18 protein-coding genes and 1 tRNA gene are annotated in these 25350 nt (G+C 65.4%); 11 read left to right on the plus strand and 8 right to left on the minus strand.

Translation table 11 applies throughout. From position 1 onward, the window contains the following. Nucleotides 1–168: 168 nt before the first annotated feature. Nucleotides 169–2016 (plus strand): tannase/feruloyl esterase family alpha/beta hydrolase, encoded by a 1848-nt coding sequence (locus N2K98_RS11395; protein WP_255865247.1) that lies wholly within the window; start codon nucleotides 169–171, stop codon nucleotides 2014–2016. A 27-nt stretch (nucleotides 2017–2043) separates the two neighbouring features. On the opposite strand, the gene N2K98_RS11400 is transcribed toward N2K98_RS11395, so the two are convergent. From N2K98_RS11400 to N2K98_RS11410, 3 genes are all read right to left on the minus strand, one after another. Further along, on the minus strand, nucleotides 2044–2838 hold the full coding sequence (locus tag N2K98_RS11400; RefSeq protein ID WP_255865246.1) for a GNAT family N-acetyltransferase: 795 nt from the start codon (nucleotides 2836–2838) through the stop codon (nucleotides 2044–2046). Between the two features lie 33 nt (nucleotides 2839–2871). Next, the gene (locus tag N2K98_RS11405) at nucleotides 2872–4044 is read right to left on the minus strand and encodes an RtcB family protein (protein ID WP_255865245.1); all 1173 of its coding nucleotides are present in this window, start codon (nucleotides 4042–4044) and stop codon (nucleotides 2872–2874) included. A 109-nt stretch (nucleotides 4045–4153) separates the two neighbouring features. Further along, nucleotides 4154–4696 (minus strand): MarR family winged helix-turn-helix transcriptional regulator, encoded by a 543-nt coding sequence (locus N2K98_RS11410; RefSeq protein ID WP_255865244.1) that lies wholly within the window; start codon nucleotides 4694–4696, stop codon nucleotides 4154–4156. A gap of 149 nt (nucleotides 4697–4845) precedes the next feature. On the opposite strand from N2K98_RS11410, the gene bcp reads away from it, so the two are divergent. From bcp to N2K98_RS11435, 5 genes are all read left to right on the plus strand, one after another. Continuing rightward, nucleotides 4846–5313: a thioredoxin-dependent thiol peroxidase gene (gene bcp / locus N2K98_RS11415; protein WP_229949412.1), complete on the plus strand. Its 468-nt coding sequence runs from the start codon at nucleotides 4846–4848 to the stop codon at nucleotides 5311–5313. Between the two features lie 58 nt (nucleotides 5314–5371). Continuing rightward, a tRNA-Leu gene (locus N2K98_RS11420) sits at nucleotides 5372–5456 on the plus strand. 235 nt (nucleotides 5457–5691) lie between these two features. Further along, on the plus strand, nucleotides 5692–7386 hold the full coding sequence (locus N2K98_RS11425; RefSeq protein WP_255865243.1) for an ABC transporter substrate-binding protein: 1695 nt from the start codon (nucleotides 5692–5694) through the stop codon (nucleotides 7384–7386). 100 nt (nucleotides 7387–7486) lie between these two features. After that, the gene (locus N2K98_RS11430) at nucleotides 7487–8491 is read left to right on the plus strand and encodes an ABC transporter permease (protein WP_255865242.1); all 1005 of its coding nucleotides are present in this window, start codon (nucleotides 7487–7489) and stop codon (nucleotides 8489–8491) included. A 32-nt stretch (nucleotides 8492–8523) separates the two neighbouring features. Beyond that, on the plus strand, nucleotides 8524–9432 hold the full coding sequence (locus N2K98_RS11435) for an ABC transporter permease (RefSeq protein ID WP_255797352.1): 909 nt from the start codon (nucleotides 8524–8526) through the stop codon (nucleotides 9430–9432). 108 nt (nucleotides 9433–9540) lie between these two features. Here N2K98_RS11435 and N2K98_RS11440 read toward each other — a convergent pair whose 3' ends face one another. Together N2K98_RS11440 and N2K98_RS11445 are read right to left on the minus strand one after the other, a co-directional pair. Next, a complete protein-coding gene (locus tag N2K98_RS11440; RefSeq protein ID WP_255865241.1) occupies nucleotides 9541–10077 on the minus strand; it encodes a tetratricopeptide repeat protein in 537 nt (178 codons plus the stop codon). A gap of 2 nt (nucleotides 10078–10079) precedes the next feature. Continuing rightward, entirely contained in the window at nucleotides 10080–11801 is a 1722-nt protein-coding gene (locus N2K98_RS11445) for an ABC transporter ATP-binding protein (RefSeq protein ID WP_255865240.1), read from the minus strand. 125 nt (nucleotides 11802–11926) lie between these two features. Here N2K98_RS11445 and N2K98_RS11450 point away from each other — a divergent pair, with 125 nt between their 5' ends. The 3 genes from N2K98_RS11450 to N2K98_RS11460 all read left to right on the plus strand — a co-directional run bounded on the left by N2K98_RS11450 (nucleotide 11927) and on the right by N2K98_RS11460 (nucleotide 18515). Further along, on the plus strand, nucleotides 11927–13666 hold the full coding sequence (locus N2K98_RS11450) for an ABC transporter substrate-binding protein (protein WP_308219817.1): 1740 nt from the start codon (nucleotides 11927–11929) through the stop codon (nucleotides 13664–13666). 104 nt (nucleotides 13667–13770) lie between these two features. Then, entirely contained in the window at nucleotides 13771–15261 is a 1491-nt protein-coding gene (locus tag N2K98_RS11455; protein WP_255865239.1) for a malate:quinone oxidoreductase, read from the plus strand. A 119-nt stretch (nucleotides 15262–15380) separates the two neighbouring features. Further along, nucleotides 15381–18515 (plus strand): efflux RND transporter permease subunit, encoded by a 3135-nt coding sequence (locus N2K98_RS11460; protein ID WP_255865238.1) that lies wholly within the window; start codon nucleotides 15381–15383, stop codon nucleotides 18513–18515. 53 nt (nucleotides 18516–18568) lie between these two features. Here the strand turns inward: N2K98_RS11460 and N2K98_RS11465 are convergent, their stop codons facing one another. Continuing rightward, nucleotides 18569–20293 carry an HNH endonuclease gene (locus N2K98_RS11465; RefSeq protein WP_255865237.1) on the minus strand — a complete coding sequence of 575 codons (1725 nt, stop codon included), beginning with the start codon at nucleotides 20291–20293 and terminating at the stop codon, nucleotides 18569–18571. Nucleotides 20294–20893: 600 nt separating this feature from the next. On the opposite strand from N2K98_RS11465, the gene N2K98_RS11470 reads away from it, so the two are divergent. Then, entirely contained in the window at nucleotides 20894–22018 is a 1125-nt protein-coding gene (locus N2K98_RS11470) for an LLM class flavin-dependent oxidoreductase (RefSeq protein WP_255865236.1), read from the plus strand. 9 nt (nucleotides 22019–22027) lie between these two features. After that, nucleotides 22028–22483: a MarR family winged helix-turn-helix transcriptional regulator gene (locus N2K98_RS11475; protein ID WP_255865235.1), complete on the plus strand. Its 456-nt coding sequence runs from the start codon at nucleotides 22028–22030 to the stop codon at nucleotides 22481–22483. On the opposite strand, the gene N2K98_RS11480 is transcribed toward N2K98_RS11475, so the two are convergent. Both N2K98_RS11480 and N2K98_RS11485 read right to left on the minus strand, forming a co-directional pair. Further along, nucleotides 22480–23943, minus strand: a complete 1464-nt coding sequence (locus tag N2K98_RS11480; protein WP_255865234.1) for an MFS transporter — start codon at nucleotides 23941–23943, stop codon at nucleotides 22480–22482. The genes N2K98_RS11475 and N2K98_RS11480 overlap by 4 nt on opposite strands. Continuing rightward, nucleotides 23943–25343 carry a M20/M25/M40 family metallo-hydrolase gene (locus N2K98_RS11485; RefSeq protein WP_255865233.1) on the minus strand — a complete coding sequence of 467 codons (1401 nt, stop codon included), beginning with the start codon at nucleotides 25341–25343 and terminating at the stop codon, nucleotides 23943–23945. Before N2K98_RS11485 ends, N2K98_RS11480 begins: the two co-directional genes overlap by 1 nt. Between the last annotated feature and the right edge of the window lie 7 nt (nucleotides 25344–25350).

The raw sequence follows: 25350 nt of genomic DNA on the forward strand, positions 1-25350 counted from the left end.
CGCCTGGCGGACGGGGTTTTTCTTTTTGCCTTCGGGAATCTCCAACCGGCCCGCACACCGTCAATGTCGGCGAACAGCTGTTACGGATCGTCAACAATATTGGTACCGTGCGGCCCGTGGCAGCGTTGCCACGGTCTTGGGGGAGGCCTCTACGTCAAAGGAGACCTGATGCACCGATCCGGATCCACCACTCACTCGCTTTTCCTTTCCCCGCAGCACCCTCACTCCGAACGTACGAAGCGGCGGCCGGGGCTTAGCGCCTTCCTGTGCTTCCTGGCCGTGCTTGCGGTGTCCCTCTCCCCCGTGCCGGGCGCCGCGGCTGACCACCGCAGGCCCGCACCTCCGCCAGCCGTCACAGCGGAAGGGCTCCGGGTGCTGCCGGCGGTCGCGCCCGTCATGTCCTGCGGCGACGTTACCGGAGTGGACCTGCGCCGTGCGGCCGGAGCAGAAGTGACCATCACCTCCGCCGTCGTCGTCAGCGAAAACACTCCGAACCCCTACTGCGAGGTCCGGGGCACCATCGCGCCGGCCAACACGATAGTGGTCCAGCTGCCGCTGGAGGGATGGACCCAGCGCTACCTGCAGACCGGCTGCGGCGGTCTCTGTGGCAACGCCAGCATCAACTACGGCCAGGCGGCGGAATGCCCGGTGGTGGAGGACGGCACCGTTGCCAGCGCCACCACCGACATGGGACACCAAGGGCAGAATGACGGGTCCTGGGCGGCAGGCAATCCACAGGCGCAGATCGACTTCGCCTACCGCGGTGTACACGTCACCGCCCTGACGGCGAAGGCGCTGATCACGAAGTTCTACGGCCGCTCCCCCGCCTACTCCTATTTCACGGGATGCTCGGACGGCGGACGGGAGGCACTGATGGAGGCGCAGCGCTTCCCGGACGACTTCGACGGGATTGCAGCCGGCGCCCCGGCGAACAATATGGCCGTGCAGAACACCTATCACCACGCCTGGAATGTCCTCGCCAACAAGGACGCCGACGGCAACGACATCCTGCTCGCCGGGAAACTGCCGCTGATCCACGACGCGGTCCTGACGGCCTGCGATACGTTGGACGGTCTGGCCGACGGCGTCCTCGACGACCCGCGCGCCTGCGGCTTCGACCCGGCGTCGCTCATCTGCGCAGCCGGACAGGATCCCGCAGCCTGCCTGTCCGCTGCCGAGGCCGATGTGGTCCGGAAGCTGCATGACGGGGCCGTAGACGACAAGGGCAGGCGGTTGGAACCGGAAATCTCGCACGAGTGGGGCTCGGAACTGGCGTGGACGCTCTTTGTTCCCGTGGCTCAGGGCGATCCGGTGTCCAGTGAGCAATTCGCCCTGTCTTACCTGCGCTATCTGGCCGATCCGAACAACCCCCGGCCGGACTTCGAGCTGACTGATCTCGAATTCACCAAGGAGGCCTTCTGGGAAACCATGCAGTCCTCCAGCTACATGTCCGCCATGGATCCGGACCTCGGAGCGTTCAAGCGGAGCGGCGGCAAACTGCTGCTGTGGCACGGCTGGAATGACCACCACATTTCGCCGCAGTCCACGTTGGCCTACTACGACGCCGTCCGCGGGACCATGGGCAAACATGCCGTCAACGACTTCGCCAGGCTCTTTATGTTCCCCGGCGTCGAACACTGCAGCGGCGGCGAGGGACCGGACAGCTTTGACGTCCTGACCCCGGTGATGGCCTGGGTGGAAAGCGGCCGGGCGCCGGCGTCGATTATCGCTTCGAAAATCGAAACTGCCGACGACGGCGCGGAGACGGTTTCGCGCACCCGGCCCGTCTACCCGTATCCCGCCGTGGCCCGCTATGACGGTTCGGGCAGTACCGACGACGCCGCGAACTTCGCTTCCTACACGCCGAAACGGGAGATCGGGCCGGACTACAAGTGGCTGGGGTCGCGGCTGTATTCCTCGGACTACCAGACGTGGTGCCGGGCCGAGGGAACGGAACTCGTCTGCGGTCAGCACCGCGGCGGCCGCAACTGGCTTTCCCGGGAGGCCGGCCGGTAGTAGCGGCCAGCGCTCCGGCTCCTGCAGCTACGCCGCCGCACTCCAGAGATAGGGGGTTGTGGAGGACACCTTCAGGAAGCCGGAGCGTTCCAGGATCGGGCGGGAGTACTCGGTGGAATCGCTGTGGATCAGTGTTTTGCCCGCTGCCAGCGCGGAGCGGGCGCGGGCTGCAGTGAGGGCGCGGTAGATGCCCCGGCCCCGCCAGGGTGCCAGCGTTGCGCCGCCCCAGATACCTGCGAAGTCCGTACCCGGAACCGGCTCCAGCCGGCCGGCGCTGATGATCGTGCCGCCGCTTTCAGCCACCCAGAGTTCCATCCCGTCGCCGCGGGACAACCGCCGCAGGAGGGAGTCCGCCGTCGCTATGGAGACCGGATCGCCGAATACCCCGTCCGCCATGGCACTCATGGCGCGGACGTCTTCCTCTTCCGTGACGCGGCGGAGGGCAACCCCTTCGGGCAGCGGGACATCAACCGCCAGGTCTGCCGCGCGGCCGAGCATGATGGATTCGGGTTCCTCCGGTTCGAAGCCGTGGTGCAGCAGCGCTTCGTGGAGTCCGGGGGCCCGGTCGTGGCCCCGGGTTTTCCACTCCACTTTCCGGATCTGCGGGTCGCTCCGGTAGTGCGTGAGGGCACCGGCCACCCAGCCGGCAATGGTCGCGGCGTCCGCCCCGTCCAGGCCGGCATAGGTGATGAAGCCCCGGCCGCCGTCGAACGTCACCAGGCGCAGCGGCCCCAGCCGTTCGACGGCGACTGCACCGGGGGTTTCCGCGTCGGTGCGCAGCTGCCGGTCGTAGGCGGCAAGGAGCTCTGTGGGTGTGGTCATGGGTCCATACCCTACCTTCGCTGGCGCCCGTGCTTAGTTTCCCTTCACATTCACGATCTGCCGCAGTACGTGCTTCACCGTGACCAGGTCCTTCGCGTCCGCCATCACGGCGTCGATGTCCTTGTACGCTGCCGGGATCTCATCAATGAATGCGGGGGTGTCGCGGAACTCAATCCCCTTCATTGCCTTCCGCAGCTGCTCCTGGCTGAAGGTCTTGCGCGCCCTGGTCCTGGAATACTCCCGCCCGGCGCCGTGCGGTGCGGAGTTCAGCGACGGCGCGTAACCCTTGCCTTCCACCACGTACGACGCCGTACCCATGGATCCCGGGATCAGTCCCGGACGCCCCGGCGACGCGTCAATGGCACCCTTCCGCGAGAGCCAGACATCCCTGCCGTAGTGGTGCTCAACCTCGGTGTAGTTGTGGTGGCAGTTGATCCGTTCCCGCTCCTGCACGGCCTCCCCAGCCCAGGCACTGAAACATCCCACGACCCGGTCCATCATTTCCTCGCGGTTGAGCAGGGCGAATTTCTGCGCCCACATCAGTTCGGCAATGTACCGGTCGAACTCCTCTGTCCCCTCTTCGAGGTAGGCCAAGTCCCTGTCCGGCAGGTCGATGGACCGCTTCCCGCAGTAGTTCTGGGCTGCCCAGATGTGCTGCTGGGCGATCTTGTTCCCGACGCCGCGCGAGCCTGAATGCAGGAACAGCCAGACGGCGTCCTCTTCGTCCAGCGACACTTCGATGAAGTGGTTCCCCGACCCCAGCGTGCCCAGCTGGAGGCGCCAGCCCTTGAGGTACGAGGCGGGGTCAAAGCCGGCGGCAGCGGCGTCGTCGGCCAGTTCCTCCACCCGGAGACGTGCCGAGTCTGTGAGGCTGCGGTTGTTATTGCCGGCCGAAAGCGGAATGGCATGTTCTATCGATTCACGCAGGATCCGGCGGTTTCGGCCGGCAATATCCGAGGCGAAAAGCTGGGTCCGGACGGCGATCATGCCGCAGCCGATATCGACGCCCACCGCCGCGGGGATGATTGCCCCCAGCGTGGGAATCACGGATCCGACAGCTGCGCCCTTCCCCAGATGCGCGTCCGGCATGGAAGCCAGGTGCGGATAGATGAACGGCATCCTGGATGTCTTGACGTTCTGCTCCAGGGTGACGTCGTCAATGACGCTCGCGAAGTTGAGGTATTTGTCGTTGACCTGCTGTTCCACGGCCGCCCTTTCGTCAGTGTGCTTACCATCGAGGCTAACGGCCAAACGAAAGAAGAGGCACATCCGGCGGATGTGCCTCTTCTTACATATTCGGCTGCCGCTCCGGCGGTCAGCGGCTGTCGGCCTGGGCTTCCGCGGCTTCCGCAGTCTCCATGGCTTCCGCACTCTCCGGCAGCATCACCAACCCGCTCTCGGGCGGGACCGGAAGTCCGGGGACGTCGACGGCGACCTGCCACCGCGGGCTTCCCAACTCGCTGATGACCTTACGCAGCTGGCTGCGCAGCGCCTCGGACAGCAAGTCACCACCGTCAAGGAGCGTGCGCTCGATGTTCTGAGCTTCGTGGAGCGCTTCCTTGCCCTGCTCGGTGATAGTCACCATGTGGCTGCGCTTGTCGAGGTCATTGCGCACACGGCTCACGTGTCCGTGGGTCTCCAGGCGGGCCAGGGTCTTACCCATCGTCTGCGCCTGCACACGTACCAGCTGCGCCAGGCGTGCCTGCGTCATTGGTCCCTGCGAGTCAAGAACACCCAAGGCGATGACGCCTGCGTGGGTCAGGCCAATGCTGACCAACCGCTCGTTCCAGGCATGCTCTACAAGGCGTGCAGCTGTAGACAACAGGCGCCCGGTGGGCCAGCGCTCCATATCCGGCATAAAATAAAACTCTTCCTCTCGGCGACGGATCCGCCCGCACAGACAGTTTGCTGATTACGTCCCGATCCACAGTCTAGGATAGCCACCGCACGCTGGAAATGTCGCGTTTTGGCGCACCAGCGACGAAATCGACACCAAGGAGAGACCTAATGCCCCGTCTGAGCCCGGACGAAACCGCACCGGAATTCGCGCTTCCCGCCGCCGATGGGACAACCGTGTCACTGGCGGACCTGCACGGCAGCAGCACCATCGTCTACTTTTATCCGGCCGCGGCCACACCCGGCTGCACGAAGGAGGCCTGCGACTTCCGTGACAACCTGAACAGCCTCAAGGGCGCCGGTTACACCGTTCTGGGCATCTCCCCCGATCCGGTGGAGAAGCTGGAGAAGTTCGCGGCCTCCGAGAACCTGAACTTCCCGCTGCTCTCCGACGCCGACCACGCCGTGGCCGAGGCCTATGGCGCATGGGGCGAGAAGAAGAACTACGGCCGCACCTACGAGGGGCTGATCAGGTCCACCGTGGTGGTGAACCCCGAAGGCAAGGTTGCCCTCGCCCAGTACAACGTGAAGGCCACCGGGCATGTTGCCAAGCTCCGGCGTGATCTGGGGCTCGACTAACCTCGGGTAGACTAAAACCGGTTTCCCGGCTGCGCAGTAGAGCCGGCAGGGGAAATCGGCGCGAGTGGCGGAATTGGTAGACGCGCTGGATTTAGGTTCCAGTGTCTTCGGACGTGTGGGTTCAAGTCCCTCCTCGCGCACCAAACACTAAAGCCCCGGTCTTCGGACCGGGGCTTTTTCCGTGCCCGGAGCCATCTCCTCCCGCCCTGGCGTTGCCGAATCGTGACCACGCCGACGGTGACGAATGTCACGTAACAGAAACACTTCCGCATTAGGCTCTGTCCATACGTGTGCGTCCAAAGGACGCATCCGGGCTGGTTTTCCGGCCGCAGGCAGCACTCGCACAGTGTTCATCCGCCCTTGAGGAGTACCCAAAACATGTTTTCAGCAGACAGCGTCCGGAAGGGCCGGGCCGCCAAGAAGCGCGCGTCCGCCCTTACCGCCGGCCTTGCCCTGAGCGCGCTTGTGCTTTCGGGCTGCGCCCAAAGCAACCGCGAGGAAGGGGCCGACGGCGGCTCCAGTGAGGTGGACGGCACGTTCGTTTTTGCCGCTTCATCCGATCCCAAGTCCCTGGACCCCGCCTTCGCCTCCGACGGCGAGTCCTTCCGCGTCAGCCGCCAGATCTTCGAAGGCCTTGTCGGCGTCGAACCCGGCACCGCAGACCCGGCACCGCTGCTGGCGAAGTCGTGGGAAGCTTCGGAAGACGGCATGACCTACACCTTCACCCTCGAAGAAGGCGTCAAGTTCCACGACGGCACCGATTTCAATGCCGAAGCGGTCTGCGCCAACTTTGACCGCTGGTACAACTTCACCGGCATCCAGCAGGCCGAAAGCCAGGCCTACTACTACGGCATGTTGTTCAAGGGCTTCTCGGATACACCCGAAGAGGCAACCTACAAGTCCTGCGAAGCGTCCTCGGATGCCGAAGCCGTGATCACGCTGAACAAGCCCTTCGCCGGTTTCGTTGCGGCGCTCTCGCTGCCCGCCTTCAGCATGCAGAGCCCGTCCGCGCTGGAGGAGTTCGGCGCCAACAACTCCTCCGGAACGGCCGAAGCTCCCGAACTGACCGAATACGCCAAGGAACACCCCACCGGCACCGGTCCCTACAAGTTCGACGGCTGGGACGTGGGTAACCAGCTCACCCTGTCCCTGAACGAGGATTACTGGGGCGGCGACGACGCGCAGGTCACCGACATCATCTTCCGCGTCATCGACGATCCGCAGGCCCGCCGCCAGTCGCTGGAGTCCGGCGACATTGACGGCTACGACCTCGTGGCCCCTGCCGACACCGAGGCACTGGCCGAGGCCGGATTCAACGTGGTCCAGCGCGATCCCTTCACCATCCTGTACCTGGGCATCAACCAGCAGGTGCCCGAGCTGTCCGACCCCAAGGTCCGCCAGGCTATTGCGCACGCCATCGACAAGGAAGCACTGGTCAGCCAGACCCTGCCCGAGGGCACCAAGGTTGCCACCCAGTTCATCCCCGACGTCGTCAACGGCTACAACGAAGACGTCACCACGTACGAATACGACCCCGAGAAGGCCAAGTCCCTGCTGGCCGAAGCCGGCTACCCGGACGGCTTCACTGTGCAGTTCAACTACCCCACCGGCGTTTCCCGGCCGTACATGCCCACGCCTGAGCAGGTCTTTACCAACCTGAGCGCGCAGCTGGCCGAAGTCGGCATCACGGTCACCCCTCAGTCGGACAAGTGGTCCCCGGACTACCTCGACCGCGTGCAGGCAGGCTCCGACCACGGCCTGCACCTGCTGGGCTGGACCGGCGACTACAACGACACGGACAACTTCGTAGGCGTGTTCTTCGGCCAGGAGAAGCCCGAGTTCGGTTTCAACAACCCGGAGATCTTCAACGCCCTGGAAGAAGCACGCCAGGTGTCCACCCTCGACGAGCAGACTCCGCTCTACGAGCAGATCAATGAGGATATCGCCCAGTTCGTGCCGGCCATCCCGCTGGCCCACCCGGCGCCGTCGCTCGCGTTCTCCGAGCGGGTGGAGTCCTACCCGGCCAGCCCGGTGAACGACGAAGTCTTCAGCGAGATCAAGCTCACCAAGTAACATCCCGCGGAGGCCGGGGACCCTCAGGGTCCCCGGCCTCCTACGCGCCTCGCCTTTTCCTCCCCAGATCCTCCAGCCCCACGGCTGGGAAAGGACACTCGTGCTACGAGTCATCGGCAAACGCCTTCTTATGCTGATCCCCACCCTGATCGGCCTTTCGATCCTGCTGTTCCTGTGGGTCCGCAACCTGCCCGGCGGTCCGGCCACCGCGCTGCTCGGTGACAAGGCCTCCCCCGAAGCCATCGCCAACATCAACAAGGCCTACGGCTTTGACCGCCCGCTGATCGAGCAGTACTTCACCTACGTCGGCAAGCTCCTTAAGGGCGACTTCGGCACCTCAATCGTCACCGGGCGCCCGGTGCTGGAGGAATTCGCCACCCGTTTTCCCGCCACCGTGGAGCTGGCGGTCGTGGCGCTTGTCTTCGCGATCGGCATCGGCATCCCGCTGGGTTACCTGGCCGCCCGCCACTACGGACGTTTCTGGGACCACTCCTCGGTGGTCCTGTCCCTGATCGGCATCACCGTCCCGGTGTTCTTCCTGGCCTTCATCCTCAAGTGGGTGCTGGCTATCCAGCTCGGCTGGTTCCCCACAGACGGACGCCAGGATCCACGCATCGATGCCACGCATGTCACTGACTTCTACGTTTTGGACGGCCTGCTCACCCGGGAATGGGATGCGTCCTGGGACGCCGTTATGCACCTGGTGCTACCCGCCATCGCACTCGGGACCATTCCGCTGGCGATCATCGTACGCATTACCAGGGCATCGGTCCTGGAGGTCCAGGGTGCCGACTATGTCCGCACGGCCCGCGCCAAAGGATTGATGGAGAAGACCATCCGCGGCCGTTTTGTGCTGCGCAACGCCATGCTGCCGGTAACCACCACCATCGGCCTGCAGACCGGCCTTCTGATTTCCGGCGCCGTCCTGACCGAGACGGTCTTCGCGTTCAGCGGTATCGGCAGGTTCCTGAGGGACGCGATCTTCGCCCTCGACTATCCCGTCCTGCAGGGCTTCATTGTCTTCATAGCCGTGGCGTATTCACTGATCAACCTGCTGGTTGACGTGTCCTACGGCTTCATCGATCCAAGGGTGCGTGTCCAGTGAGTACTACTCTGCCTCCCGCAGCCGGCGGGTCCATCCTTCCCGAAGGTGCTCCCACCGCCAAGCCCGTCACCGGAAGCGGGATGTGGAAAGACGCTTTCCGCCGCCTGCGCCGCAACCCGGCCGCCGTCGCCGGCGCCGTCATCGTGGGGCTGTTCATATTGGTGGCCATCCTCGCCCCGCTGCTTGCCCCCTTTGGCGGCGACGACCTCCCCGGCCGTACGGAGATCACCCCCACCAACATCCCCGGTCCGGGAGACATTGACGGTTATCCCCTGGGCCTGGACCGTTTCGGCGGCGATGTCCTCTCCAAGCTGATCTGGGGCGCCCGGGCGTCACTGATCATCGGCGTAGTGTCCACGGCGCTGGGCCTGGCCGGCGGAGTGCTGCTCGGCGTGATTGCCGGCGGCCTGGGCGGCTGGGTGGACAGCGTGATCATGCGCTTCGTCGACATCCTGCTCTCCGTGCCGAACCTGCTGCTCGCCGTGAGCATTGCCGCCCTCCTGGGCCAGAGTTCCCTGGCAATCATGATTGCCATCGGTGTCTCCCAGGTGCCTATCTTCGCCCGGCTCCTGCGTTCGTCAATGATCTCCCAGCGCAGCGCCGACTACATCCTGTCTGCGCAGACCCTGGGGCTCAGCCGGCGGACCATCACCATGAGCCACCTGCTGCCCAACAGCATGGGTCCGCTGATCGTGCAGGCCACCCTCACCCTGGCGACAGCGGTCATCGACGCCGCCGCGCTGGCCTTCCTGGGCCTCGGCGGCGGCCTGCCGCAGACCGCCGAGTGGGGCCGGATGCTTACCTACGCGCAGGCCGAACTGGCCGTGGCACCGCAGCTGGCCTTCCTGCCGGGTATCTGCATTGCCATCACCGCGCTTGGCTTCACCCTGCTGGGCGAGTCACTGCGTGAGGCGCTGGATCCCAAGACGCGGCGAAAGTAACCGTCGCGGACGGCAATGCCTCCGTCAACAAAGAAGGGCCCTCCCAATGGAGGGCCCTTCTTCGTTGTCCGGCTTTGGTGTCCGGTACCTTTTGGTGTCCGGTACGGGTCAGGCGCGGTGGCTGTCCCCGGCGTCGAGCGATGCGAGGTAAGCGGCGTTGCCGTGCAGCGCCGGGAGATACCGCTCCAGGTCCTCCGACGACACATTCTCCGCAAGCAGGACCAGAAGACCGGCTAGCGCCGCGTTCACCTTGCCCGCCGCATGCAGGGTCAGTGCCTCGAAGACCCCAAGCGACACTGATGCGGGAAAGCTTTGCCGGGCGCGGGCAAAGAGCGCCAGCGATTCCTCCGAGCGGCCGAGCAGCCGGAGGGTGCTGCCGTACTGCAGGTAGCAGCGCCGCAGTGCGTCTCCCTCCAGCCCCAGGGCCAGGGCCCGCTCGTAGAATCCGGCGGCCGTTGCCTCTTCACCTGCCGTGTCATAGGCGCCGCCGACTTCATAGAGGACGCGGGCATTGTCCGGATAGCGCTCAAGGACGTCCAGCATCGCCGCGATGGTGGGGGCCATGTCCTCCCGGTTCCGGGCCGCGAGCAGCTGCTCCAGTTCTGCGTCCAGGTCCGCTGCGGAACCCTTCTGCGTGTCTGCCATGGTCAGGAAGCCAGCTCGCCGTCGATGTTGAGCTCGTTGCCGGGAATCGAGGCCAGGAGTTTCCGCGTGTAGGGGTGGCGGGGATTGGAGAAGACCTCCTCGGAGGTGGCGGCCTCCACCAGCTCCCCGTCCTTCATCACGCACACATAGTCGGAGATCAGCCGGACAACCGCCAGGTCATGGGAAATGAACAGGTAGCTGAGGCCGAACTCGCGCTGCAGATCCCCCAGCAGCTGGAGGATCTGCGCCTGCACCAGGACGTCCAGCGCCGAGACCGGCTCGTCGCAGACAATCAGCTCGGGCTTCAGCGCCAGCGCACGCGCGATGGCCACGCGCTGCCGCTGCCCGCCCGACAGTTCGGCGGGGTAGCGGTGCAGCATCTCCGGGGGCAGCGCCACCTGCTCCATCAGTTCCCGGACGCGGCGCTGGCGTTCTGCCTTGTCTCCGCGCCGGTAGGTTTTGAGCGGCTCTTCCAGGATCCGCTCAATGGTGTACATGGGATCCAGGGAGGAGTAGGGGTCCTGGAAGATCGGCTGTACCCGCTGCCGGAATTCACGCAGCTGGACCTTGTCCAGCGTGGCAACATCCATGCCGTCGAAGGTCATGGTCCCGCTGGTGGGTTCAATCAGTTTCAGGAGCATCCGCGCCGTGGTGGTCTTGCCCGAACCGGACTCCCCCACGATGGCCACGGTGCGGCCGCGGGGAATGTCCAGGGTGACGTTCTTGGCGGCATAGAAATCGTCGGAGCGGCCGCGGATCTTGAACACCTTGGTCAGGTCGCGGAATTCCACGATGTTGTCCGGTGCGGTCTCCGTCCCGGCGGGGGCGGCAGCCAGTTCGCCGGCCGCCGACGCCGCGGATGGGGTCCCGCTCCTGGAGCCGGCATGTCCGGCAAAGGCACCCGGGCTTAGCCGCACGGCTGCCACGCTGGGGGCTGCACGGACCAGGGACTGGGTGTACGGGTGCTGCGGGTCCTCCAAGAGCTGGCGGGCGGGACCTGTTTCCACTACCTCGCCGCGGTGCATAACCACCAGCTCGGAGGCGCGCTCGGCTGCCAGTCCCAGGTCATGGGTGATCAACAGGACGGACGAACCCAGTTCCTCCGTCATCCGATCAATCTGGTCCAGGATGGTCCGCTGGACAGTGACGTCCAGGGCACTGGTGGGTTCGTCGGCAATCAGCAGCCGGGGACGGCAGGCCAGGCCGATGGCAATCAGCGCACGCTGGCGCATGCCTCCGGAGAATTCGTGCGGGTACTGCTTGGCACGCTCCGCGGCGTTGGGCAGCCCGGCTGCGGTCAGGACCTCCACTACTTTCCGGTCCACGTCCTTGCTCGTCGCCATACCGTGCACCAACAGGGTTTCGGCAACCTGGGTGCCGATCTTAGTCACCGGGTTGAGGTTGGACATCGGATCCTGCGGCACCAGGCCGATGGAACGCCCGCGGATTGCCCGCATCTTGGATTCCGGCAGACCCACCAGTTCCTGGCCGTCGAAGCGGATGCTGCCCGAAGCCACGGTGCCGTTACCGGGCAGCAGCCCGATGACGGCCATCGCAGTAGTGGATTTCCCGGACCCGGACTCCCCCACGATGGCCAGTGTCTTTCCTGCCGGGAGGGAAAAACCGGCGTTGCGCACGGCCGGAACTTCTCCATCCATGGTCCGGAAATTAACCGCGAGGTTGCTCACCTCGAGCAGGGGCGAATCAGTGCTCAAATCAGTCATTTCCCCATCCTGCCCCACTCTCGCCCCTTGTGACGCGTGTCTCACAGCTGTTTACCGGTTTTTAATCATTTAGAATGAAGAATCACTAAAAAATGAGGGATGGAGCGTCCCGGAGGAGTATCACCGTGACCAAATCCGGCACCGTTAAATCCGGCACCGCAAAATCCGGCACCGCGAAAGATCCAGACACCGGATCCGGCGCTCCCGCCCTTTCCCGCCGCTCCGTCATCCGTGCAGGTGCGGTGGCTGCGGCCTTCATGCTCGCCGGCTGCACAGCCGAAGCGGATTCGCCTTCCCCTTCCCTCACTCCCACGGCAACCGGCCCGGCCGGCCCCAGCGAGCGGTTCACCTTCGCGACGGCGGCCCGCCCGGTCACCCTGGACCCCGCCCTTGCCGCGGACACCGAGTCCTACCGGGTCACCCGGCAGGTTCTGGAAGGCCTGGTGGGTGTGGACGCCCTGACCTCGGCCCCGACACCCCTGCTGGCAAAGAGCTGGACCAGGTCCGAGGACCGCCGGACCTACACGTTTGAGCTGCGGCGTGACGTCACCTTCCACGACGGGGAACCCTTCAACGCAGAAGCCGTACGACGGAACTTCGAGCGCTGGTACACCCTGCCGGAATCCGTGCGCAACGATTCCCTCATGTATCGATCCGTCTTCCGAGGGTTCTCGGACTCCCCGAAGACCGCGGTCTACCGCGAATGCGTGGTGGAGGACGAGTACACGGTGCGGGTGGAGCTTACCGAGCCGCTCGACAGCTTCATTTCCGCCCTGGCCGCTCCGGCGTTCGCCATGTCCTCTCCGAAGGCCCTGGCTGACGCCTCGGCCGATGACCTCACCCAGGAACGCAACGGCCGGAATATCTCGGCCTACGGCGCTCATCCGGTGGGTACCGGGCCGTTCCGTTTCGTCAGCTGGAACGAGGACGTCGTGGAGCTGGCAGCGTACCCGGAGTACTGGGGCGAAGCCGGACAGATCGGCACGGTTGTCTTCAAGACCGTTTCCAGCCCCGAGGGCCGGCTGCGGGCCCTGAAGAAGGGCGAGGTGGACGGCTATGACCTGGTGACCGTCAACGACGTCGGCGATCTGGCCCGCAACGGCCTGCAGATCCAGCAGCGGGACCCCTATTCCATCCTCTATCTGGGCATCAACTCCAATTTCCCCGGGATGGACAATGTACTGATCCGCCGGGCGGTGGCCTATGCCATCGACAAGCCCGCCGTATTGGACGGCCTGTTCCTCAACGGCACCAAGCCCGCAAACCAGTTCCTTCCGCAGAAGCTGGGTCTGACCTCGGACACCGTCACCGGCTACGGGTACGACGTCGACAAGGCCCGTGAGCTGCTCACGGAAGCCGGCTATGACGGCCGCGAACTGCCCTTCTACTACCCCCGCCGCGTCACCCGCAGCTACCTGCCCGCCCCGGAAAGGGTCTACGCCAGGCTCAGCAGCCAGCTCACCGCGGCCGGGTTCAACATCCGGCCGGTCCCGGTGGACTGGTCCGAGGGCTACCTCGACAAGGTCCAGGGCAAGGAGGACCGGGCCTTCCACCTGCTGGGACTTGCCGGGACCTATGAGGCCGGGGACAACTTTGTCGGGACCCTGTTTGGCCGGTATACCGACGAGTTTTCCTATAACGATCCCGAGGTTTTCAGCGGCATCGACAAAGCGCGGGGCCTCGTGGAAGGCCAGGAACAGACCGACGCCTACCGGGCCATTACCGACCGGATTTCCGAACGCGTGCCGGCGGTGCCCCTCGCCTTCCCCATTTCGGCCCTCGCATTGTCCCCCCGCGTGGCCGGCTATCCCACCAGCCCTGTCCTGCACGAAGTATTCAACCGGATAACGCTGGCGGATCGCTGAGTTAGCCCCCTCCCGTCCAAGGGCTAAGTGCAGCGATAATTTTAGGAAGACATGTGGTCGGGGATACGCTTCTAGGGCTAGCGCCCACGCGACTGGAGAACAAGTTGACTGCTAATAGCCCGGCGGATAATTCCGCAACGAAAACTGATGTACTGCTGATCGGCGGCGGCATCATGAGCGCCACCCTTGGTGCGTTCCTGAAGCAACTCCAGCCAGATTGGGACATTTCCCTCTACGAGCGCCTTGACCGGGCGGGGCTGGAAAGCTCCGATCCCTGGAACAACGCGGGAACCGGCCATGCCGCGCTCTGCGAACTGAACTACAGCCCGGCCGCTGCCGACGGCTCCGTTGACCCGGCGAAGGCGGTGGGCATCAACGAGCAGTTCCAGGTTTCCCGGCAGTTCTGGTCGCATCTGGTCTCTGCAGGCCACATCTCCAACAACTTCATCAACCCGCTGCCGCACATGAGCTTCGTCTGGGGTGACGCGCATTCCGAGTACCTGCGCCGCCGCTACGAGTCGCTGAGCGCGCAGCCCCTGTTCAAGACCATGGAGTTCTCCGAGGATCCGGCCAAGCTGGCTGAATGGGCACCGCTGATCATGGAAGGCCGCGACCCGTCACAGCGCGTTGCCGCCTCCCGCGTCGCCGGTGGCACCGACGTCGATTTCGGTGCGCTGACCCGTGAACTGACCAACTACCTGGGCGCCAACGGCGTAAACCTGCACTTCGGCCACGAAGTCGGCAACGTGTCCCGGTCTTCCACCGGCGGCTGGGATGTCAAGGTCAAGGACCGTGCCAGCGGCACCACCCGCACCGTCTCGGCCCGCTTCGTCTTCATCGGCGGCGGCGGAGGTGCCCTGCACCTGCTTCAGGCATCCGGCATCCCCGAGGGCAAGGGCTTCGGCGGCTTCCCCGTCTCCGGCCAGTTCCTGCGCTCCACGGACGAATCCATCATTTCGCGGCACAATGCCAAGGTGTACGGCCAGGCCTCGGTCGGCGCTCCGCCCATGTCGGTCCCGCACCTGGACACCCGTTTCGTCAACGGGAAGCGTTCGCTGCTGTTCGGGCCGTACGGCGGCTTCTCGCCCAAGTTCCTGAAGACCGGCTCCTACCTGGACCTGCCCCTTTCGGTCCGTCCGTCCAACCTGGTGCCCATGCTGGGCGTAGCCAAGGACAACATGAGCCTGGTCAAGTACCTCGTCACCGAGGTAATGAAGACCCGCGAAGGCAAGACCCAGGCCCTCCAGGAATTCATGCCCTCCGCGAAGACCGAGGGCTGGGACCTCATCACCGCAGGCCAGCGCGTGCAGGTGATCAAGAAGGATCCGAAGAAGGGCGGTGTGCTGCAGTTCGGCACCGAACTCATCACCGCTGCCGATGGTTCCATCGGCGCCCTGCTCGGTGCCTCCCCCGGTGCTTCCACGGCACCGCCCATCATGATCAACCTGCTCAAGCGCGCCTTCCCCCGCCAGTTCGACGGCTGGGAGCCGAAGATCAAGGAAATGATCCCGGGCTACGGCGTCAAGCTCAACGAGAACGAGCAGCTGGCGGCAGAGATCGAAGCCGACACCAATAAGGTCCTGGGACTTTCCTAGCACCTGCAGTATCCGCGGCGCAGGTTCCCCTTCGGGGCGGACCTGCGCCGCACAGCGATTCACGACGTCGGCACGGGCCGCGTCGCCCAACTCCAGTTCGCCCTTCCTAAGGCAGGATCATGGACCGTTTGGCCAAGCTGTCCCTCTCCAACAGGGCGCTCATTGCCCTGATCACGGTTTTTGTGGCTGTTTTCGGAGTCATCTCCATGGGCTCCCTGAAACAGGAACTGATCCCGTCGCTGGAGTTCCCGCAGATCAGCGTGATCACCGCCTTGCCGGGCGCTTCCCCCGATGTGGTTGATGCCCAGGTCAGCGAGCCGCTGGAAGGTGCGCTTACCGCCGTCGAAGGCCTCGAGTCTTCCTCGGCTACGTCCCGGTCGGGGATTTCCACGATCAGCCTGACCTTCGCCTACGGAACCGATCTGGACCGGGCACGCGGCCAGGTGGACCGGGCCATTTCCAATTCCCGCCAGCTGCTTCCCGACGATGCCAATCCGCAGTCGCTGGCCGGAAGCATCAGCGATTTCCCGATTGTCTACCTTGCGGTGTCCTCGGATGAACCGCTGGCCGAGCTCAATGCAGACCTGCAGCGACTGACCGTTCCCCGCCTGCAGAAGATCGAGGGCGTACGCACCGCAGAGGTCACCGGCGGCGCCACCCGCCACGTGGCCATCCTGCCCGACGACGCCGCGCTGGCCGCCTCCGGGGTCACCCCCTCGGCCATCGTCGATGCACTGGAAAACAGCGGTGCCCTCCTGCCGGCCGGAACGGTCCAGGAAGAGGGACGGACACTGTCGATCCAGGTCGGCGCTCCGCTGGACAGCCTCGAGAAGATTTCCGGCCTGCCGGTCGAGTCCTCGGGTTCGTCACCGGGCAGCACGCCGGTCACCATCGGTGACGTGGCCTCGGTGGATGTCACTGAGGATGAAGCCAGCTCCATCACCCGGACGAACGGTGAGGCCACCTTGGCCGTGTCCATCACCAAGACCCCGGCCGGGGACACCGTGGGCATTTCCCACGAAGTCATGGACCTGCTGCCCTCGCTCCAGGACGAACTGGGCAACGGCGCAGTCTTCACGGTGATCTTCGACCAGGCCCCGTTCATCGAAAAGTCCATTTCCGATCTCACTACAGAGGGATTGCTCGGCCTCGGCTTCGCCGTGCTGGTGATCCTGGTCTTCCTGCTCTCCCTGCGTTCCACGCTGGTCACGGCCGTGTCCATTCCACTGTCGCTGCTGGTGACCTTCATTGGGCTGCTGGCGTTCGGGTACTCGCTGAACATCCTCACCCTCGGTGCGCTGACCATCGCGATCGGCCGCGTCGTGGATGACTCCATTGTGGTGATCGAGAACATCAAACGGCATCTGGGCTACGGCGAGGACAAACGCAGTGCCATCCTCACTGCCGTCCGCGAAGTTGCCGGCGCCGTGACGGCGTCGACCCTCACCACTGTGGCGGTGTTCGCGCCCATCGCCTTTGTCGGCGGCCTGGCGGGCGAGCTGTTCCGTCCCTTCGCGGTGACCACGACGCTCGCGCTGCTGGCCTCGCTGCTGGTGTCCCTGACGATTGTGCCCGTCCTGGCCTATTGGTTCCTGAAGTCCTCCCCTCCGGTTGCCGATCCGGCCGCCTATCGTGCCGAGGCCGAAGAACGCGAGTCGCGCACCCTCCTGCAGCGCGGCTACCTGCCGATCCTGCGCACTACCCAGCGCCACCCCGTCTACACGGTTACCGCCGGGCTGATCATCCTGGTGGCTACGGCGGCCCTGACTCCGCTGCTGCCCACCAACCTTCTGGGCGACACGGGACAGAACACCTTCAGCGTGCGGCAGGAGCTGCCGGCCGGCACCTCCCTCGAACGGACTTCCGAGGCCGCTGCCGACGTTGAGGACATCCTGGGCGGGATCGAGGGTGTCAGAGACGTCCAGGTCACCATGGGCACCTCCACCTCCGGGCTTGCGGCGTTTACCAGCGGCGGCTCCTCGGTTGCGAACTTCACCGTCATCACCGAGGAAGGTGTGGACCAGGTGGCCCTGCGGGATACCGTGCGGTCTGCGCTCGAGGACGTGGACGACGCCGGCGAGGTCACCCTGGGCAGTACCGGCGGCGGTTTCGGCACGTCCAACACGGTGGATATTTCCCTGTCCGCCGGGGACCCGTCGGAACTGCAGCCGGCCAGCGATGCCATCGTCGAGGCGATGTCCGACCTGCCCGGCGTAGCCGAGGCGAGCAGCAACCTTTCTTCCTCCCAGCCGGTGGTTCAGATCAGCATCGACCGGGGCAAAGCTGTTGCTGCCGGCCTGAACGAGCAGCAGATCGCCGGGCTGGTCGCTTCCACCATCAGCCCGCTTCCGGCGGGAACGGTCCGTCTGGGTACCGATGACCTGCCCGTGCTCATTGGTGAAGGAACTCCCATCACCTCATTGGAGCAGTTGAACGGCATTTCCGTGCCGGCCGGATCCGGCTCCGTGCCGTTGAGCACGCTGGCCACGGTGGAAGAGGTGGAGGTGCCGACGTCGGTCTCCTCCTCCGGCGGCGAACGCACTGCCGTTGTCTCCGTTTCTCCCGACGGCGACAACCTTGGTGCCACCATCACCGAAGTCCAGTCACGGCTTGCGGAAGTCGACCTTCCGACCAGCGTTACCGCCGAGCTCAGCGGTGCTGCCACCCAGCAGAACGAATCCTTTACGCAGCTCGGCCTGGCTCTGCTTGCAGCCATTGCCATTGTCTACGTGATCATGGTGGCGACGTTCAAGTCCCTGCTGCAGCCGCTGATCCTGCTCGTCTCCATTCCGTTCGCTGCCACCGGTGCCGTCCTGCTGCTGCTCTTGACCGGCGTTCCGCTGGGACTTCCGTCTCTGGTGGGCATGCTGATGCTTGTGGGCATTGTGGTGACCAATGCGATTGTGTTGATGGACCTGATCAACCAGTACCGGCAGCCTCGGGGCAACGAACCCGGCATGAACGTGGAGGATGCCATCTTCCGCGGCGCCCGCCAGCGTCTGCGTCCGATCCTCATGACCGCTCTGGCCACCGTCTTTGCGCTCACTCCTATGGCTCTGGGCGTCACGGGCGAGGGCGGCTTCATTTCCCGCCCGCTGGCCATTGTGGTGATCGGCGGGCTCATCTCCTCTACCGCCCTGACTCTGATTCTGGTGCCGGTCCTCTACCGATTGGTGGAAGGGTCTCGCGAGAGGCGGCAGCAGCGGAAGGAGCAGAAGCTGGTGCAGGTGAGCGAGGCAGAGTCTCGCGCCTAGCCGGGATTAGCCCCGTCTGGACGCCGATGCAGGCGCAGCCGTGCGGGGCGGGCTCAGAACGGCGGCACCATCTCCGATTCCTGCCGCGGAACCATGGTCTGGTCTACGGCCGCTTGCGGTGGTCCGAGTTCCAGGAACGGCTCGGTCCGGTAGACGCGTCCGGTCGGCGAAGTCCACTCGATCACCCCGGGTTCGGGCTGGCACGCTTTCCAGAAACCCAGGGTCTTGAACCTGTGGTGACGACGGCACAGATGTTCCAGGTTTCCCTGGTCCGTGGGGCCACCTTTCGCCCAATCGATGGTGTGGTCGATATCCGAGTTTGCGGTGCTGACCCGGCAGCCGGGGAACCGACAAGTTCCATCCCTTGCGCGGAGCCACCGGCGGAGCCCGGCCGGGACTTTTCGGCGTCGTCCTACCCCGAGTATTTCTCCGGTCTGCGGGTTTTGGGCGAGTCCGGTCCATCCGGTCGCGTTGCGGGCGAGCCTGCGGGCTTCTTCGGCGCTGATGGGTCCGTAACCGTGCAGCTCGGCGGGTTGGTCGTCGGCACCGAAGAGGGTCTCTGCGTTGATCAACACCATGATTTCCGCGCGGGGAACGATTCCCTCGTCCGGTCCTACGCCATCTCTACCGGTTCCGCGCGCACCTGTTGCTGCACCGCCGCCGGTTCCGCGCGTACCTGATGCCGCACCGCCGCCGGTTCCGCTCTCACCGACTGCCGCGCTGGCATCCGTGACACGGGTTGAGCCAAGGCTGCCCATCAGCAGCTGCGCCAGAATGTCCGCACGCAGCTGATCCGTGGAACGGGAATCTCCGGCGGACTGCTCTCCCCGGGCCGCATTGCTGAGCGTTGTGTAGATCTGCTGGGCTTCTTCTGCCCGCAGGTGCGCGGAGAGACAGGACATGCCGTCCTCTTCCCGATCCAGAGTGACTTTGCGCTGCTCGAACGCGGTCAGGTGCCGTTTGCTGACAGTTTCGGGAAACTTCCTCTCGCGCAGCCGTCGTGCCTTGGCGGAGAACTGCGCCCGGGTCTGACCCTCCGCAGCGGCCAGCAAGTCTGCTTCAAACTCAGGAAGCTTGGAGGCGGGAACATTCTGGCACTGGTCCAAGACCACCTGCGCATGCTGGTACGAGAACCGTCCCTCTTCCAGCCCGGCCAAGGTCGCCGTATGGGTGCCGCACAGCTGCCCGGCCTCACTGAGGAGCCGCTGACCGGTCACCTGCGGAACGTTCAAAATGGCGGCGCATTCGGACGCTGCCAGGCTGAACGCCATCCCGGGTTCGAGCCTCCCCGACGCAGCAAAAAGGCTGTCCCGGAAGATTTCGTCCATCCGGTTCACCAGACGCGCCTCCTGTGCCTGCACCCAGGACATCAGATGCGCCATCCGGGACAGGGCATCGCCCACCATCTGCTCGTCAAAGGCTTCAAGGTTCTGCAGCGCCAACGTCCCGGTAAACCCATCCGGGTAGGCCTCAGCAGGACTCCCCTGAGAACCGGCAGTGGCGGCCCCGGAACACTCCGGGTCGGCTTCGCAATCGGCGGTGGCAGGAGCCCCTGATTCGGCGGCGGGAATTCCGGGATCGGCTGGCTCAGCGCCGGATGGCTCGGGAAGGTCGGGCCCGGCATCAGGAACAGGGTTGTCGGCTGACCGGGCGTCACCTTCGGCGTCAGCCTCGGCGTCAGCCTCGGCGGTGGCAGCAGAAGCAGGGGTACCCGCGGCAGCGGCCCCCGCAGGGGCGGCAGGGCCGGCAGGCTCGACAGCAAGTTCCGCGCGATACACCGCCAGAGTGACGGGAGCGCAGGGCGCCTCCGTGTCGCCGGCCTGCCCTTCCGGCGCCTGGTTCCTGCCTGGTTCTTCAGTTTTAGGTTCGGTATTCCCGAGCTGATCCATACCTCAGGATTTCATCCGGCACTGACATTCCAAGGCCGAAAACAGGCGCAAAACGGCCTCTCCTAAAAACCCGATTACCCGTCTTTTCGCGCGGACTACCTACCCTGAAAACCGGCCCAGTCGAGGAGTTGGCCGAGTCCAGCGGCACCAATCGAACCGCCACACCGGCGTCGTTCCCACCGGCGTTGCACCCACCTGCCGCGACCCTCCCCCGCAACGTGACCGAGCCGGCTTCCGGCCGCACCCCAACCGCACCCGACACTGCAAGCAACCCAACCAAACCCAACCCCGCCAGCAACGCCGCGGAACCGACTCCGAACCTCCCGGAACCGGACCCCGGGAATGAACCGCACCCACCCCGCACCCGCACCCACCGAACCGGAGCCCGAATCGGAGCCCGGACCGGGAATGAACCGAATCCCGTAACGGTTAGGTGAGATGTATGCATATGCATATACTTTAGAAACACCCGAACTTCCGGAGGCAACCATGCAGATCGGCGTCTTCAGCGTCAGCGACATCACCCGAGATCCCGTCACCGGACGAATCCCGACGGAGGCGGAGCGCATCAAGGCCGCCGTGGCCATTGCCCGCAAGGTCGAAGAAATCGGCATGGATGTCTACGCCACCGGCGAGCACCACAATCCGCCGTTCTATGCCAGCTCCCCCACCACTCTGCTGGGCTACATTGCCGCACAGACGGAGCGGATCATCCTCTCCACCACCACCACGCTGATCACCACCAATGACCCGGTGAAGATCGCGGAAGACTTCGCGATGCTCCAGCACCTCGCGGACGGCCGGGTGGACCTGGTTCTGGGCCGCGGCAACACCGCGCCTGTCTACCCCTGGTTCGGCAAGGATCCGCAGGACTCGGTGGAACTGACCGTAGAGAACTACAACCTGCTGCGCCAGCTGTGGGACAACGAAACCGTGAACTGGCAGGGCAAGTTCCGCACCCCGCTGCACAACTTTACGGCCATACCTCGCCCGCTCGACGACGTCGCCCCCTTCGTCTGGCACGGCTCCATCCGCACACCGCAGGTCGCCGAAATCGCCGCCTACTTCGGAGACGGATTCTTCGCCAACAACATCTTCTGGCCGAAGGAGCATTACATGCAGCTGATCGGCCTGTACCGCGAGCGCTACGAACACTACGGCCACGGCCGCGCCGATCAGGCCGTTGTGGGACTCGGCGGACAGTTCTTCATGCGGAAGAACTCCCAGGACGCCGTAAACGAGTTCCGCCCGTACTTCGACAACGCCCCGGTGTACGGCCATGGGCCAAGCATGGAGGACTTCACTGCACAGACCCCACTGACAGTCGGCAGCCCGCAGGAGGTACTGGAGAAGACGCTGAGCTTCCAGGAGTACTTCGGCGACTACCAGCGCCAGCTGTTCCTGATCGACCATGCAGGACTGCCCCTCAAGACGGTGCTGGAGCAGCTGGACCTCTTCGGCGAATACGTACTGCCGGAACTCCGGAGGGAATTCGATTCCCGCCGTCCGGACGACGTTCCCGAAGGACCTACCCACGCCGCACGGGTGGCAGCACGGAAGGCGGATGTGAAGCCTGCCTCGTCATCTGCATCGCCGTCTCCTGCGGTTCAGTAGGCTGGGACAATGCACTCAACAAACGACGTCACGGCGAAACAGGCAGCCGAAGCGTGGGAATCCTTGTTCCGGGTCCAGGTCGGCGTCATGCGGCGGCTGCAGCGGGATCCGGAATTCCGGGAGCTCACCATGCGGGAGTACGACGTCCTGTTCAACCTGACGCGTTGCCCCGGCGGCTGGATACGGCTCAACGAGCTCAACGAGCACCTGCTCATCAGCCAGCCCAGCCTGAGCCGGATGGTGGACCGCCTTGAAGCCCGGGGCCTGGTGCAGCGCCGGCCGGCACAACAGGACCAGCGAGGCGTGGAGCTCTCGCTGACCGATGAGGGGCGGGCCGTCCAACGGCGCCTGGGCCGCATCCACGTACGCGGAATCCACGAACTGCTGACGCCGGCCCTGGACAACGCTGAGCTGGCACGCCTGAAGGAACTGACGGACAAGGTCCTGGCCAGCCTGACGGACTAGGCGGCCGCCTCCGTCAGCGGCGGATCGGCGAATGCCAGCCGGGGCACCAGCAGCAGGAGGGCCGCGGCAATAAACGCAGTCACTGAACACACTGCCCAGACCGTCAGGTAGCCCTGCAGCGGTGCCACCGTCCCGGCGTCGGCGGCTGAACTCGAGAGAGCGTCCGCAGCTGCGCCGGCCAGCGCAATTCCGAAGACCGCCGAAGCGAAGGACCCGCCGATGGTCTTGGTGGTGTTGGTCAGCCCGGTTGCCATCCCGGTTCTGTTCAGCGGCGCCGCCGCGGCAGCAGCCGAGGGAAGCGCAGCCACCAACGCCCCGGAACCCAGCCCGGCGACCACCATGTTCATCAGCGCCTGCGGCAGGGTGTCATGGAAGGGCAGGAAGAGCCCGTAACCGACACCGACCAGGAGCGACGCACCTACCAAGGTGTTCCTCGGGGTGGTCCTCCGGGCTGTCAGGGGGAAGAGCAGCGCGCCTGCGAGCAGGGCGAAGACGTAGGTGCCGATGATGATGGACACCTGCGACGCCGCCAGTCCCAGGCCGTAGCCGTGCAGTCCGGGATCGGTGCGGGCGAACGTGGACATGGGTGCCTGGGCGCCAAGCACCGAAATGCCGAACAGCCCCGCAGTCAGCTGGACCGGCCACATGGACGGGCTGCGCAGCATCCGGAAGTCCACCAGCGGATCCTTCTGCCCGAGCTCGTAACGGACAAAGGGAATGAACGCGGCGGCACCGGCTGCAAGGACGGCCCACACCCACCAGGTATCCGGACCGTTGATCCGCAGGAAGGTCAGTCCGGAGGTAAGCAGCAGCAGCCCGACCGCCAGCAGGACGAAACCGGTGCGGTCCACGGTCCCGCCGTCCAGGGAGCTGGATTCCGGCACTCCGAAGTGCACGGCGAAAATGCACAGCGTCACCGCGGCGGCGGGCACGCACAGCGTGAGCCAGAGCGGGAGGTGCTCCACCAGCACGCCGCCCAGCAGGGCTCCGCCGATCACGCCCAGCTCGAGTGCGCCGACCAGCAGGCCTGCCGCCTTGCGGGTCAGCACGGCCCGGTTGGGGGTGTGGCGCACCCGGCTGAAGATCAGGGCGATTTCCATCGGCAACCAGACCACATAGAATCCCTGGAGCGACCACGCGGCCAGGAACGTCCAGAAGTCCGGTGCCACGGCAACTCCCCAGGAAGCCGCCGCCGTCAGGACCGTGGAGACCAGCAGGATGCGCTTGTGCCCGTAGATGTCCCCCAGCTTCGCCAGGATGGGCACGGCCAGGGCGCTGAGCATCAGCTGGGCGGATTCAAACCAGTTGACGTCGCCGTCGTCGATCCCCAAATTGCGGGCAATGTCAGTGAGCAGCGGCGTGTAGTAGCCCTGCAGGATGCCGCTGGTGATTTCCACCAGCACCAGGAACCCCACGAGGGGGCCGATCATGCGCAGCCCGGGCAGGGACGGCGCGGACATCAGAGCGCACCCATCAGGGCCTTGTAGAACGCGATGCCCTCACCGAACGTTTCAATGCCCAGCCGTTCGTTGTCGGCGTGGATGCTGGCCCGGTCCGCAGCACTCATCCGGAAGGGGGCGAAACGGTACACCGCATCGCAGATGGAGGTGAAGCGCCGCGCATCGGTTCCGCCCAGCATGATGTACGGCACCGGGACGGCATCCGGGAAGCAGGTCCGGATGGTGTCCTCCAGCAGGGCGAACTGGGCGTTGTCCGTTGCGGAAACCGGCGAGGGCTCATTGCCCTCCACCACGCGCAGGCTCACCTGGGGGTCCCGGATGATCGACCGCAGCCGCGACACCGTAGAGGCCACCGTCTCACCCACGGCCACCCGGATATTGGCATTGGCCGTAGCGCGCGTGGCCAGGACATTGGATCCCTTGCTTCCCCGCAGCTGGGTCACGGCCACCGTGGTGCGGGTCATGGCGTTGGGCTCCCCGCCGAGCAGGCCGAACACCCGGGTGAGCGCGCCGCGCAGGTGGGCGGCGTTGCCCAACACCAGGCGGAGCGGCAGCGGCGCCGAGCCGGACAGCCGCTGGACCATTTCCACGCTTACGTCCGGAAGGGACGCCGGGAAAGGACGGCGGTCCAGGCGGACGACGGCGCGGGCCAGCCGAGCGGTTGCGCCCATCCGGTTTGGCGTGGACGCATGCCCGCCGGCGTCCTCGACCGCCAGTTCGACGTCGAGGATGCCCTTTTCGGAGACGCCGACGACGGCGAGCGGCGCAGACACGAACGGGAAGGCACCCGAGGCGACCGCTCCCCCTTCATCCAGCACCAGCCAGGGACGGATGCCGCGTTCCGCGAGCAGGGCAGCGGCAGCAGCAGCCGTATCGCCGGCTGTTTCCTCGTTGTTGCCGAACGAGAAGTAGATGTCCCCTGCGGGTGCGAACCCCTCGGCGAGCAGCTGTTCAGCCGCTTCGAGGACGGCAGCCAGTGCACCCTTGTCATCGAGGGCGCCGCGGCCTTCGATGGAGGTTTCCGTGACCGTGCCGGCGAACGGCGGGTAGTCCCAGCGAGACGGGTCCTCCACAGGGACCACGTCATAGTGGGCCATCAGCACCGCGGGACCCCTGCCGTCCGCCGGATCCCCCGCCGCAGCTTCCGGTGAGGCCTCCGGTGACGCCGTCCCGGGCCAGCGGTACAGCAGCCCGAATCCGTTGACCCGTTCCAGCTGCAGGGCGGCGGAAACCAGGGGGAAGAGTTCCGGAAGCGCTGCAATAAAGGCTTCGAACTGGTCCGGCTCCATTTCCTCGGGCACCCGCGAGGAAACGGTGCGGTACGTCAGGAGCCGGGCAAGCTTCGGGGCGGCCGCGCGGCCGAGTGCAGCGGCGGATAGCGCCGTGGGAGAGCTGAGCATGGGGCGA

The sequence above is a fragment of the Arthrobacter jinronghuae genome, assembly GCF_025244825.1.
Lineage (GTDB): Bacteria > Actinomycetota > Actinomycetes > Actinomycetales > Micrococcaceae > Arthrobacter_B > Arthrobacter_B jinronghuae.